This window comes from Xanthomonas cannabis, from assembly GCF_040616535.1.
GTDB lineage: Bacteria > Pseudomonadota > Gammaproteobacteria > Xanthomonadales > Xanthomonadaceae > Xanthomonas > Xanthomonas cannabis.
On record NZ_CP136580.1, the window covers coordinates 2,173,881 to 2,186,694 of the forward strand.

Here is a 12,814-nt window from a genome sequence, read left to right on the forward strand (position 1 = left end):
AAGGGAGTAAGCGGGAGACCGATGGCCTGCACTTTCTTCTCCCGCACGCGGGAGAAGGGAGCAAGCGGGAGAGCGATGACCTGCACTTTCTTCTCCCGCAAGCGGGAGAAGGGAGCAAGCGGCAGACCGATGGCCTGCACATTCTTCTCCCGCTTGCGGGAGAAGGGGGTAAGCGGGAGACCGATGGCCTGCACTTTCTTCACCCGCTTGCGGGAGAAGGGGGTAAGCGGGAGACCGATGGCCTGCACTTTCTTCACCCGCTCGCGGGAGAAGGGAGTAAGCGGGAAACCGATGACCCACATTCTTCTCCCGCTTGCGGGAGAAGGTGGCGCAAAGCGCCGGATGAGGGCGCTCGCGCAACAACAGATCAATACAAGACGCGCGTCCGCAACGTGCCTTCGATCAACGCCAGGCCTTCCTTCAACGCGGTGGCCTGCGCCTCGCTGGCGCTGACATCGATCACCACATAGCCGACCTTGGGGTCGGTGCGCAGGAACTGGCCGTCGATGTTGACGTTGTGGCGCGAGAACAGTTCGTTGATTCTGGAGAGCACGCCCGGCACGTTGCGATGGATATGCAGCAGGCGCAGGCTTTCGGCGTGCTCCGGCAACGTCACTTCCGGGAAGTTCACTGCCGACAAGGTGCTGCCGTTGTCGCTGTAGCGCACCAGTTTTGCAGCGACTTCAATGCCGATATTGTCCTGCGCTTCCAGCGTGCTGCCGCCCACGTGCGGGGTCAGGATCACGTTGTCGTGCGCGATCAGTGGCGATTCGAACGCGTCGCCATTGCCCTTGGGCTCGATCGGGAACACGTCCACTGCTGCGCCACCGATCTGGCCTGAGGTGAGCGCCGCATCCAGTGCGGCAATGTCGATGACGGTGCCGCGCGAGGCATTGATCAGATGCGCGCCGGGCTTCATGCGGGCGATTTCCGCCGCGCCGATCATATCCTTGGTGGACGGTGTCTCGGGCACGTGCAAGGTCACCACGTCGGCGCGGGCCAGCAGGTCGTCCAGGTCGATCGCCGCGCGCGCGTTGCCCAGCGACAGCTTGGTTTCGATGTCGTGGAAGATCACCTGCATGCCCAACGATTCGGCCAGCACGCCCACCTGCGTGCCGATGTGCCCGTAACCGACGATGCCCAGCACCTTGCCGCGGGTTTCGTGGCTGCCGGCCGCCGACTTGGACCAGCCGCCACGGTGGCATTCGGCATTTTTCTGCGGAATGCCGCGCAACAGCAGGATCGCCTCGGCAATCACCAGCTCGGCCACGCTGCGGGTATTGGAGTAGGGCGCATTGAACACCGGGATCCCGGCCAGCTCTGCGGCATCCAGGTCCACCTGATTGGTGCCGATGCAGAAACAGCCCACCGCGATCAGCCGCTTGGCGTGCGCCAGCACCTCGGCGCTCAGCTGGGTGCGCGAGCGGATCCCGACGATGTGCGCCTCGGCGATGCGCGCAATCAACTCGTCTTCCGGCAACGACTTGGCATGCAGTTCGATCTGCGAGTAGCCGGCGGCGTGGAATACATCCACCGCGGTGGGGCTGATGCCTTCCAGCAACAGCACGCGGATGTCCTGCTTGGGAAACGAGGTTTTCTTCGGCGACATGGGGGAGCGCAATGCAGCAATCGGGTCGGCAACTATGCCAGATGGGCTGCCCGATGGGGCGCTGGCGATGCGGCGTTTGTGCGGCGCCAGCCCTTGCGCTGCAACGGTTTCAGCTGAATCCAACACGGCGCCGGCGCGGCGCATCGCAACTGGACGAGGCCGGCGCACACTGGCACGCTGTGCGGTTCCTACTGCCGCGCCGCGTGCCATGACCGACCCCCGCATTGTTTCGTTGCAACAGGCCGTGCCGGCCCTGCGCCTGAAAACCGAGCCGGCCGACCTGGACCATTACGGCCGCGACTGGACGCGGCGCTGGACGCCCAACCCGCTGGCCATCGCGCTTCCAGGCTCGGTCGATGAGGTGCAGGCGGTGGTGCGCTGGGCCAATGCGCAGGGCGTGGCGGTGGTGCCATCGGGCGGCCGCACCGGGCTGTCCGGCGGCGCGGTGGCCGCCAATGGCGAACTGGTGCTGAGCCTGGAGCGCTTGAACAAGCCGCTGGACTTCAACCCGGTGGACCGCACGCTGACCGTGCAGGCCGGCATGCCGCTGGAAGCGGTGCACAACGCCGCGCGCGAACAGGGTCTGGTGTACCCGGTGGATTTTGCCGCACGCGGCTCCTGCTCGATCGGCGGCAATATCGCCACCAACGCCGGCGGTATCCGGGTGATCCGCTACGGCAACACCCGCGAATGGGTGGCCGGTTTGAAAGTGGTCACCGGCGGCGGCGAGCTGCTCGAACTCAATAACGCGCTGGTGAAAAATTCCAGCGGCTACGACGTCCGCCATCTGATGATCGGCTCCGAGGGCACCCTGGGCATCGTCGTCGAAGCGACGCTGCGGCTGACCGACCCGCCGCCGCCCAGCAATGTGATGCTGCTGGCGCTGCCCTCGTTCGAGGTGCTGATGCAGGTATTTGCAGCGTTTCGCGCGCAGCTGCGCCTGGAAGCCTTCGAGTTCTTTACCGACCGTGCGCTGGAACACGTGCTTGCGCATGGCGCGCAGGCGCCGTTCGCCGACGTTCACCCGTATTACGTGGTCACCGAGTTCGCCGCCGGAGATGAAGTGCAGGAAGCGGCGGCGATGGCGGCGTTCGAGACCTGCATGGAGCAGGGCTGGGTCAGCGACGGGGTGATCAGTCAGAGCGATGGGCAAGCCGCGCAGCTGTGGCGGCTACGCGAGGGCATCACCGAGGCCGTGGCGCGCTACATCCCGTACAAGAACGATGTGTCGGTGCGCATCTCGGCAATGCCGGCGTTTCTGGCTGAAACACAGTCCTTGCTCAGCCAGGCGTACCCGCACTTCGATGTGGTGTGGTTCGGCCACATCGGCGATGGCAACCTGCACATCAACGTGCTCAAACCCGACGACACCAGCCAGGCCGATTTTGTCGCTGCCTGCGATCAGGTCACCAAGGTCCTGGCGCATGCGCTGCAGCGTTTCGGCGGCAGCATCTCTGCCGAGCACGGCATCGGCCTGGTCAAGAAGCCGTATCTGTGGAGTACCCGTTCAACCGCGGAGATCGCGCTGATGCGCGGCATCAAACATGTGCTCGATCCTCATCTTTTGCTGAATCCCGGCAAGCTGTTCGACATGGACGACGCGCCCGGCGTCACGCACGCCGGTTAGTCTTTCGGCACCTCACATGGAATCGACATGCCAATGATGCGCTCCCTGGTGTTTTGTGCGTTGACCCTGCTGCCGCTGGCTGCAGCCGCCTCCAGTCTCGCCGGCACGTCGGCCGGCGCATCGTCGGCTGGCTCGTCCAATAGCAGCAGTTCCGGCGACGACAAGGTAGTGGCCGACGCGCGCGAAGATGCGGCCGGCTTCGTTGCCAGCGATGGCGCCATCCGCGGGGCGCGCCTGGAAGCGGCGTTGCTGCAGCTGCGTAGCCGCAGCGATGCGGCGCGTCTGTCCAGCGACCTGGAATTGGCTCAGTCCATTCTGGCGCAGTGAGTCGTCGCCGCCGGTGCGGCTGGCTGTGGCTGGCCGCAGCACTCGCACCGGCGGCCTACGGCCAGTCGCAGCTCGCTCCGGCGCTGCAAATTGCCGTCATGCCTGCGGACCTGAGTCCGGAGCAACGCGATGACAGCCAGGCGCTGGTCCAGCAGGTCGTGCAGCGCCTGCCGCAGGGCTGGGCGCAACGCCCTGCAGCGCCGATCCAGCTGCAATGGCGCCGCGATCTGCCTGCACGCGTGCATGGCCGCGCCATCGGCAACCACATCCTGCTCGACCGCGCCTTGTTGCAGTCCTGGAGCGCGCAGCCGGCACGTGAGCGCGCCGATGTGACCGCACCGGCCACGCGCGCCGCCATGGCGGCGTTGATCCACGAGTTGGCGCATGTGCGCGACCGTGGCTCGGGCAGTGCGCTGTCGCGTGATCCCCGCTTGCGCGATCTGGCCGGCTGGCAGGTGCGGCCATGGCGGGTTGGACGCGGCGCAAACCACTTCAGCGACCGCAGCCCCGACCCTTACGAGCGGCATAGCCCTGCAGAGTTCGTCGCGGTCAATCTCGAACATTATGTGCTGGACCCGGACTATGCCTGCCGGCGTCCCGCGTTGGCGGCGTGGTTGTCCGAACAGGTGGGCCCGCCGCAGAACATCGCATCGTGCGCGCCGACGCTGCCCTACCTGCAGGCCGACAACGATGCCGGGGCGATGTCGCTGCTGAGTCTGGATCCTTCCCGCGTGTATGCGGTGGACTACCTGCTGGCCGAAGGGAACCAGCAGCCGATGAGCCGTTGGGGCCACAGCATGTTGCGGCTGGTGATCTGCGCGCCCGGTCGCGTGCCCGGACCGGATTGCCGGCTGGACCTGCAGTACCACCGCGTGCTCTCGTTCCGCGCGTTTGTGGGCGATGTGCAGATTTCCAGCTGGCGCGGGCTGACCGGGTCGTATCCGTCGCGGCTGTTCGTGTTGTCGCTGAACCAGGTCATCGACGAGTACACCAAGGTGGAACTGCGCGCGCTCTCGTCGGTGCCGCTGGCGCTGACGCCCGAGGAGATCGCCGCGCTGCTCACGCGTGCAGCGCAGGTGCACTGGAGCTACGACGGGCGCTATTACTTCGTCGGCAACAACTGCGCGGTGGAGACCTACAAGCTGCTCCACGACGGCGTGCCGCGTCTGGGGGCCGCCGATCTGGCGTCGATCACGCCGCGCGGCCTGCGTCAGCGCCTTCAGCGCGCCGGTATCGCCGATATCAGGGTGTTGGACGACCACGCCCAGGCAATCCGCCAGGGCTATTACTTCGAGTCGGCGGCCACGCATTACCAGGCCATGTTCGAGGTGATCCGGCGCGGCATCCCGGTGCCGCAGACCAGCGTGGCACATTGGCTCGATGCGCAACCCGCCGCACGCGCGCAGTGGTTCGACCAGGGCGGCCTGCGCGAAACCGCAGCGGCGCTGTTGCTGGAGCAGGCGGCACTGCGTCGGCAGGAGTTGCTGGCGCGCGATGCACTCAAGCGGTTGCTGCGCCCTGGCGTGGCCGACCGCTTAATGGTGCAGGACCAGCTGCACGCAGTGTTCGCGCAGCAGGCGCAGTTCAGTCGCCCGGCGACGCTGCTGGTCACCTCCGGTTATGGGCTGCCGCAGACGGACGAACAGCGGCAGCTGGCAGAGCGCGTTGCGCAGGACAGCGGCGTATTGGTCGATGGCTGGAAGCAGCTGCAGCGCTTGGGCCGCCAGCACTTGCCGGCCAAGCTGCGCAGTGGATTGGAGCAGGGTGAAGCGAATGTGGCGCGTTTGCGTACGCGCTTGCGTGTGCTGGCGCGCGGTGAGGCGGCTGCCGACAACGTGCAGTCGGACATGCGCACGCCTCTGCAGGTGCAATAGCGAACCAGGCTACGCAAAGGGGGCGTAGCAGAGCCCCTCTCCCGTCGGGAGAGGGGTTGGGGTGAGGAGGACAATGTCCCGAGGGGAGAAGGGATGCTTCAGCCGGCGGGTTGCAGATCCGCTTGCACTGCATACTGGCGCAGCCATTCGCTGATGTGCGCGTCGTTGCGGTACTGCTGCATCAGCTTTGCAAGCCGTGCCGGCGCCGGTGTGCAGAATTGCGCCACGGCGACTTCGATTTCGTGGCGGCGGTCGGCGTCATACGGTTCCTCGCCGGCGAAGTGCTCGCACGTGTCGTAGTCGTCCACCAGCGCGCGCACGTCATCGGGCATGCCGCACAGGCCGGCGGGGTGCTGCAGCCATTCTTCCTCCACCTTGGGGTCGGTGCAGGTTGCCGCAGCCGGCGTCGACGCGGGCGTCGGTACCGGTTCTGCGGTGCAGGCAGCCAGCAGCCCCAGCGACAGGGCTGCGATCAGACGCCGCATCAGTCGGCGCGGCCAGCAAATTCGCCCGTGGTGGTGTTGACCAGCACGCGCTCACCGTTGCTGATGTACTCGGGCACCATGATTTCCATGCCGGTGTTGAGCTTGGCCGGCTTGGGGCGCTTGGTGGCGGTGCCGCCCTTCAGTTCCGGCGGGGTTTCCACCACTTCCAGGGTCACCGTCTGCGGCAACTGCACGGCCACCGGCTGGTCGTCGATCACCTGCACGTAGATGCCGGTCAGGCCATCGGTGATGTAGCCGGCATCGGTGCCGATCACGTCCGCATCCAGCGTGTACGGGGTGAAATCTTCGTCGTCCATGAACACGAAGGCTTCGCCATCCTTGTACGAGAACGTGGACAGGCGGCGCAGCAGCTCGACTTCGGGCAGGTTGTCGTCGGCATCGAAGCTGGCGTCCAGCTTGGCGCCGCCGGGCACGCTGTACATGATGAAGCGGAAGCGCACATTGCCGCCGCGCCCCTGCGGCGAGCTGCGCTCGATATCGCGGATCTGATAAATGCCGCCGTTGTATTCGACGACGTTGCCTTTCTTGATGTCGTTAGCTTTCATGGGTCAAGTCAGAGATTGAGGATTGGGGATTCGGGATTGGCAAAACAGGATTTCAGGAGGCGGGAAGGGTACGGCGTTCTTGCTGTGACGAATCCCCAATCCCGAATCCCCAATCCCGGCTACTTGGGTGCCAAGCGCACGCCGCCGTCCAGGCGGATCACTTCGCCGTTGAGATAGCGGTTGCGCAGGATGAAGGCGACGGTGTCGGCGTATTCGTCGGGTTGGCCGAGGCGCGAGGGGAACGGAATCGAAGCGGACAGCGATTGCTGCACGGCCTCGGGCATGCCGTCGACCATCGGGGTCCAGAACACGCCGGGCGCGATCGTCATCACGCGGATGCCGAAGCGGGCGAGTTCGCGCGCCATCGGCAGGGTCATGCCCACCACGCCACCTTTGCTCGCGGCATAGGCGGCCTGGCCGATCTGGCCCTCGTATGCAGCGACCGAGGCGGTGTGGATGATCACGCCGCGCTCGCCGTCGTTACCGGCGGCGTTGTGCTGCATGACATCGGCGGCCGCCTTGGCCACATTGAAGCTGCCGACCAGGTTGACCAGCACGGTGTTGCGGAAGGTCGCCAGCGGCATCGGCGCCTCCTTGCCCAGTACGCGCCCTGCGCCCAGGATGCCGGCGCAGTTGACGACAAGAGTGAGCCCGCCCAACGCCTGCGCCGCCTGCGCGATATTGGTTGCCACCTGCGCCTCATCGGTGACGTCGGTGGCGAAGTAATGCGCATTGCCGGCGCCCAGCGCCGCCAGCGCCGCGTCGGCCTTGTCCGCGTTGACATCGAACAGGGCCACCTTGCCGCCGTCGGCCACGAGGCGTTGCGCCACGGCCAGGCCCAGGCCGGAGACGCCGCCGGTGACAACGGCAAGAACAGAAGACGGCTGCATGCGATGGTTCCCTGTGATGGCGTTGGATGCCGAGCGATGACGGCACGCGAACGGTGGACGAGACGGCCGGCAATTCTAGCCGAAGCCCTTGCGCCAGCGCGGCGGCGACGCTGCCGGCGCGTTGCGGTGCCGGTTGATCAGCCGGCGGCCGCGAGCGCCTTGCCGGTCTTGCTGCCGGTCTCGCGACCGAGCAGCTGCGCCAGCCAGCGGCCGGTGCGGGCGAGGGCGGGCAGGTCGATGCCGGTGGACATGCCCAACCCGTGCAGCAGGTACACCACATCCTCGCTGGCGACGTTGCCGCTGGCGCCCTTGGCGTACGGGCAACCGCCCGCGCCGGACACCGCCGCATCGACCACGCGCACGCCCTGTTCCAGGCATGCAGCGATATTGGCCAGCGCCTGTCCGTAGGTGTCGTGGAAATGCACGGCCAGCGCCTGCATCGGCACCTCCTGTGCGACCGCGTCCAGCATCTGGCGTGCCTTTGCCGGGGTGCCGACACCGATGGTGTCGCCCAGCGAAATCTCGTAGCAGCCCAGCGTGTACAGGCGCTGCGCGACGTCCACCACATCGGCCACTGGCACCTGTCCCTGGTACGGGCAGCCGAGCACGGTGGAGACGTAGCCGCGCACGCGTACGCCATCGATGGCGGCCTGCTCCAGCACGGGCCGGAACCGCGCGATCGATTCGTCGATGCCGGCATTGGTGTTGGTGCGGTTGAACGCTTCCGATGCGGCCGTGAACACCGCGACCTCGCGCGCGCCCGCGGCATGGGCACGTACATAGCCCTGCAGGTTCGGCACCAGGACCGGGTAGGCGATGCCCGGCGCCTTGCCGATGCCGGCAAGGACATCGGCAGCATCGGCCAGCTGCGGCACCCAGCGCGGACTGACGAAGCTGGTCGCCTCGATACTGCGCAGGCCGGTGGCCGAGAGTTGATCGATCAACGCAATCTTGTCGGCGGTGGCGACCGGTTGCGCTTCGTTCTGCAGTCCATCGCGCGGGCCGACTTCGACAATGCGGACGAAGTCGCTCATGCGCCCACGTTCCCACATGCACGCCCGGGCGCGGCCGACGCAACAGCGGTCTCATGTGCGCCCACGTCCGCGCAGGGAGATAAAGTGCTCAAGAACATCGGAACGGTGCTCATGCGGCGCGGTGACAGACCGCTTCGAGGTTGTTGCCATCGGGGTCGAGCACGAAGGCGCTGTAATAGTGCGGGTGGTAATGCGGGCGCAGACCGGGCGCGCCGTGATCGCGGCCGCCTGCGGCGAGCGCTGCACGGTGGAACGCGTCCACGCTGGCGCGATCGGCCGCCGCCAGTGCCAGATGCGCGGTGCCGGGAGCCTGCGCATCGGACCCCAGCCAGACGATCGCACGCTCGATGCCGAAGCCGGCGTGCGCGCGGCTGCCGGTCTGGGCCGCGCTCAATTCCGCCAGCAGGGTCATGCCCAACGGCGCCAGCGCCGCGCGATAGAACGCGACGCTGGCGGCAAGGTCGCCGCAGGCGATGCCAACATGGTCGATCCCGCTCATGCCACGCTCTCCGGCACCCATGCTGGCGCCCGTTTGTCGAGAAAGGCACCAAGACCTTCCTGGCCTTCGGGCGACACCCGCAGGCGTGCGATCCAGGCGGCATTGGCGGCATCGATCGCGTCGCGGTCGGCAGGCGGCAGTACCGAACGCACCAGCGTCTTGGCGCTGCTGGCGGCCAGTGGCGCAGCGGCCAGCAGCAGGCGCACCTGCCGCTCCACCGCGATGTCCAATTGGTCGGCCGCCACGAGCTGGTGCAGCAGCCCCAGCAGCTGCGCGGTGCCGGCGTCGAAGATCTCGGCGGTCGCGAACCAGCGGCGCGCCTGGCGCGCGCCGATCGCCGCGATGACATACGGCGAGATCACCGCCGGCAGCAGCCCCAGCTTGCTCTCGGTCAAGCCGAAGCGCGCTTCGGTGCAGCCGATGGCGATGTCGCAGCACGCTACCAGGCCGACGCCGCCGCCGAACGCGGCGCCGTTGACGCGGGCAATGGTGGGCTTGGGCAGTTCGTCCAGGGTGCGCATCAGCTGTGCCAGCGACATTGCATCGGCAGCGTTCGCGGCCTCGCTGGCGTTGGCCATGCCGCGCATCCAGTTCAGGTCTGCGCCGGCGGAAAATGCATCGCCGGCACCGGTCAGCACCACCACGCGGATGTGGGCTGCGCCGGCTGCCTGTTGCAGGGCCTGGGTAAGGCCGCCGATCAAGGTCGCATCGAAGGCGTTATGCACCGTTGGTCGGTGCAGGCGCAAGGTGCGGACCGGTCCCTGGTCCTCGACGATCAAGCCGGTGTCCTGCATTGCGAACGTCCATGAATGAGATGCGAACCATCATAGCGGTACGGGTCGCCGGAGCCATGACGCGGTGCGTCGATGCTAGAATTGAGAACCATTCCTAACAATCAGGCCGTCTTTGTGACGCTGTCCGACATGCCCTTGCATCGCGCCGCCATTGTGGACTCTGTGGAGGATCGTCTTCCCAACGACACGATCGCCCGGCGCTTGCGCGAGCTTGGCTTTGTCGCAGGGGAGGAAGTGACCGTGCTGGCCACCGGGCCGGTGGGGCGCGAACCCTTGCTGGTGCAGGTCGGTTACACCCGGTTTGCGCTGCGTCGCAGCGAGGCGGCGCGCGTACAGGTGCGCCAAGAGGGGGTATCGGCATGAACGCGGCCAGCGTTCCGCTGCGGCTCGCATTGGTCGGCAACCCCAACAGCGGCAAGACCGCCTTGTTCAACCAGCTCACCGGCAGCCGCCAGAAGGTGGCCAATTACACCGGCGTCACCGTCGAGCGTAAGGAAGGCCACTTCCGTGCCCCGTCCGGGCGCGACTTTGCGGTGCTGGATCTGCCCGGCGCCTACAGCCTGCAGCCGGCTAGCCTGGACGAAGCGATCACCCGCGACCTGTGCCGTGGCTTCTACCCCGGCGAACCCGCACCGGACGTGCTGGTGTGCGTGATGGATGCGACCAACCTGCGCCTGCACCTGCGCTTTGCGCTGGAGCTGCGCGAGCTGGGCCGGCCGATGATCGTGGCCTTGAACATGGTCGACGCCGCGCAGCGGCGCGGCATCGTCATCGATCTGGCGGCGCTGGAACAGGCGCTGGGCGTGCCGGTGGTCGAAACCGTGGCAGTGCGGCGCGGTGGGGCCAAGGCCCTGGTCGAGCGCATCGACGCGCAGGCCGCCAGCCTGCACGCGCCCAGTGCAGCACCGCCGGCGGACGGCAACTACCACGCCCAGGTGCGCCAAATTCTGAGTGCGGCCGTCAGCATGCCGACCCGCACCTCGCGTGTGGACGACGCGCTGGACCGTTGGCTGCTGCACCCGATCTGGGGCCTGGTCACGCTGGCGGTGGTGATGTTCCTGATCTTCCAGGCGGTATACGCCTGGGCCACGCCGGTGATGGATCTGATCGATGTCGGCACCGCGATGCTGGGCGATTGGGTGGGCGCCACGCTGCCGGAGGGTCCGCTCAACAGCCTGCTCAAGGACGGCATCGTCACCGGCCTGGGCGGGGTGATCAAGTTCCTGCCGCAGATCCTGATCCTGTTCGCCTTCATCCTGGCATTGGAAGAATCCGGCTATCTGCCGCGCGCGGCGTTTCTGCTGGATCGCATGATGGCTGCGGCCGGGTTGTCGGGACGCTCGTTCATTCCGTTGCTGTCGAGCTTTGCGTGTGCGGTGCCGGGCATCATGTCCACCCGCAGCATCCAGGACCCACGCGACCGGCTGGCCACCATCATGGTCGCGCCGCTGATGACCTGCTCGGCGCGGCTGCCGGTATATGCGCTGCTGATCGGCGCCTTCATTCCGCGAAAAACAGTGTGGGGCATCTTCAACCAGCAGGGGCTGGTGCTGTTCGGGCTGTATGCCGCGGCCATCGTCAGTGCGCTGCTGGTGTCGTGGACCATGAAGAAGTGGCGTCGCGACAAGAGCGAGCATCCGCTGATGCTGGAGTTGCCGTCCTACCGCGTGCCGCAGCTGCGCGACCTGGCGCTGGGCCTGTGGGAGCGGGCCTGGATCTTCCTCAAGCGGGTGGGCGGCATCATCCTGGCGCTGACCATCCTGCTGTGGTTCCTGTTGTCGTTTCCGGCGGCGCCCGCCAATGCAACCTTGCCGGCCATCGATTACAGCTTTGCCGGCCGCATCGGCCATGCAATGGCGGTGTTCTTCGCGCCGTTGGGCTTCAACTGGCAGATCTGCATTGCGCTGATTCCCGGACTTGCCGCGCGCGAAGTGGCGGTGGCTTCGCTGGCGACGGTCTATGCCTTGTCGGCCGCCGATGACGATGCCGCAGCGCAGGCGCTGTCGCCGTTGATCAGCGACGGCTGGTCGCTGGCCACCGCGCTGTCGTTGCTGGTCTGGTACATCTACGCGCCGATGTGCATTTCCACGCTGGCCACGATCAAGCGCGAAACCAACTCGTGGAAGCAGATGACCATCAGCGCGGTGTATCTGTTCGCCCTGGCCTACCTGGCCTCGCTGCTGACCTACCAACTGGCCGTCCTGTTGGGTGCAGGCTGACATGGATCTCTCGCTCACGGTGCAATACGTGGTCATCGCCATCGCGGTGCTGGTCAGCCTGTGGGTGGTGATGAAAAAGCAGTTCCCCGGCACCTTGCGCCGGCTACGCGGCGCGCTCGCGCTCGCGCTGCTGCGCACCGGGCGACCTGCCTGGATGCAGGCGGTCGGCCGTCGCGTGGCGCCGCCGGCTACCCAAGGTGCAGCCTCCTGCGGCGGCTGCGATAGCTGCGGCCCGACGCCGCCGCGCAAGCACTGACGCACCCAGCGTCGGCTACACTTGCCCGGCCGCAGGACGCGGCGAAACAAGGGGCGGTGATGCGTTTGCTGGTGTTGTTGGCGGTGCTGGCCGCCGTTGCGGGGTTCTACAACTATGGTGGCAATGCGCTCGACGAAACGCAGGTGCGCGATTTCTACGCCGCCCAGGAAAAGGCGATGATGGGCCAGGATGGTGAGGCCCTGTGTGCGATGACCGCGCCTGAATTCGAGATGGTGGTGCTGTACCGCATGGATTCCCATCAAAAGCGCGAGACCACCAATCGCGCCAAGTACTGCAAGTCCAATGGCGAATGGGCGCAGGTGCTCAGCCAGATGCGCCATGTGGCTGAGCCGGAAGAACTGATCGACTACAAGCAGTCGATCACCAAGATCGAGATTGCACCGGACGCGCGGTCGGTGCTGGTGGAGACGCGTGCCACACTCGGGCTGCCGGGCTTGCGCATGACCTTCCGCTCGCGCGACACATTGATCCGCAAACGGTGGAAGACCCTGATCGAACGCAGCGAAGGCACGGCCTGGGTCGGCCCCGCGTACCAGTAAGCGGCGTCGCGCCCGGCAAATGGCGAGCAATGTATCGCTGCAGTGCACAGCGGCGCAGTCGCTGGCGTTCGCTA

Annotated in this window: 14 protein-coding genes; 7 read left to right on the top strand and 7 right to left on the bottom strand. The window is 66.6% G+C overall.

Annotated features, from left to right (window positions below; translation table 11 throughout):
• Positions 1–367: 367 nt before the first annotated feature.
• A complete protein-coding gene (gene serA, locus RZV17_RS09315; protein WP_047696283.1) occupies positions 368–1,609 on the bottom strand; it encodes a phosphoglycerate dehydrogenase in 1,242 nt (413 codons plus the stop codon).
• Positions 1,610–1,817: 208 nt separating this feature from the next.
• On the opposite strand from serA, the gene RZV17_RS09320 reads away from it, so the two are divergent.
• The 3 genes from RZV17_RS09320 to RZV17_RS09330 are packed head-to-tail and all read left to right on the top strand — an operon-like array spanning position 1,818 to position 5,437.
• Positions 1,818–3,236 (top strand): FAD-binding oxidoreductase, encoded by a 1,419-nt coding sequence (locus tag RZV17_RS09320; protein WP_355608826.1) that lies wholly within the window; start codon positions 1,818–1,820, stop codon positions 3,234–3,236.
• Between the two features lie 33 nt (positions 3,237–3,269).
• Complete coding sequence (locus RZV17_RS09325) at positions 3,270–3,563, top strand: DUF2388 domain-containing protein (RefSeq protein ID WP_115004571.1); 294 nt, start codon at positions 3,270–3,272, stop codon at positions 3,561–3,563.
• The gene (locus RZV17_RS09330) at positions 3,560–5,437 is read left to right on the top strand and encodes a DUF4105 domain-containing protein (RefSeq protein ID WP_355608829.1); all 1,878 of its coding nucleotides are present in this window, start codon (positions 3,560–3,562) and stop codon (positions 5,435–5,437) included. The genes RZV17_RS09325 and RZV17_RS09330 overlap by 4 nt, the downstream gene beginning before the upstream one ends.
• Before the next feature lie 98 nt (positions 5,438–5,535).
• Here the strand turns inward: RZV17_RS09330 and RZV17_RS09335 are convergent, their stop codons facing one another.
• The 6 genes from RZV17_RS09335 to RZV17_RS09360 all read right to left on the bottom strand — a co-directional run bounded on the left by RZV17_RS09335 (position 5,536) and on the right by RZV17_RS09360 (position 9,705).
• Positions 5,536–5,922 carry a hypothetical protein gene (locus RZV17_RS09335; protein ID WP_047696275.1) on the bottom strand — a complete coding sequence of 129 codons (387 nt, stop codon included), beginning with the start codon at positions 5,920–5,922 and terminating at the stop codon, positions 5,536–5,538.
• Positions 5,922–6,488 carry an elongation factor P-like protein YeiP gene (gene yeiP, locus RZV17_RS09340; protein WP_047696273.1) on the bottom strand — a complete coding sequence of 189 codons (567 nt, stop codon included), beginning with the start codon at positions 6,486–6,488 and terminating at the stop codon, positions 5,922–5,924. Before yeiP ends, RZV17_RS09335 begins: the two co-directional genes overlap by 1 nt.
• Before the next feature lie 119 nt (positions 6,489–6,607).
• Positions 6,608–7,378, bottom strand: coding sequence for an SDR family NAD(P)-dependent oxidoreductase (locus RZV17_RS09345; RefSeq protein ID WP_047696271.1), 771 nt, complete (start codon positions 7,376–7,378; stop codon positions 6,608–6,610).
• Positions 7,379–7,515: 137 nt separating this feature from the next.
• Entirely contained in the window at positions 7,516–8,412 is an 897-nt protein-coding gene (locus RZV17_RS09350) for a hydroxymethylglutaryl-CoA lyase (protein WP_047696325.1), read from the bottom strand.
• Between the two features lie 109 nt (positions 8,413–8,521).
• Positions 8,522–8,911 carry a VOC family protein gene (locus tag RZV17_RS09355; RefSeq protein WP_047696269.1) on the bottom strand — a complete coding sequence of 130 codons (390 nt, stop codon included), beginning with the start codon at positions 8,909–8,911 and terminating at the stop codon, positions 8,522–8,524.
• Positions 8,908–9,705: an enoyl-CoA hydratase-related protein gene (locus RZV17_RS09360; RefSeq protein ID WP_355608834.1), complete on the bottom strand. Its 798-nt coding sequence runs from the start codon at positions 9,703–9,705 to the stop codon at positions 8,908–8,910. Before RZV17_RS09360 ends, RZV17_RS09355 begins: the two co-directional genes overlap by 4 nt.
• A gap of 114 nt (positions 9,706–9,819) precedes the next feature.
• Here RZV17_RS09360 and RZV17_RS09365 point away from each other — a divergent pair, with 114 nt between their 5' ends.
• From RZV17_RS09365 to RZV17_RS09380, 4 genes are read left to right on the top strand one after another with little or no spacing between them, the layout of a single operon-like run.
• Positions 9,820–10,068: a FeoA family protein gene (locus RZV17_RS09365; RefSeq protein WP_039415340.1), complete on the top strand. Its 249-nt coding sequence runs from the start codon at positions 9,820–9,822 to the stop codon at positions 10,066–10,068.
• On the top strand, positions 10,065–11,924 hold the full coding sequence (locus RZV17_RS09370; RefSeq protein WP_355608837.1) for a ferrous iron transporter B: 1,860 nt from the start codon (positions 10,065–10,067) through the stop codon (positions 11,922–11,924). The genes RZV17_RS09365 and RZV17_RS09370 overlap by 4 nt, the downstream gene beginning before the upstream one ends.
• 1 nt (position 11,925) lies before the next feature.
• Positions 11,926–12,180, top strand: a complete 255-nt coding sequence (locus RZV17_RS09375; RefSeq protein WP_355608840.1) for a DUF6587 family protein — start codon at positions 11,926–11,928, stop codon at positions 12,178–12,180.
• A 59-nt stretch (positions 12,181–12,239) separates the two neighbouring features.
• Entirely contained in the window at positions 12,240–12,740 is a 501-nt protein-coding gene (locus tag RZV17_RS09380) for a nuclear transport factor 2 family protein (RefSeq protein WP_355608843.1), read from the top strand.
• Positions 12,741–12,814 lie beyond the last annotated feature (74 nt).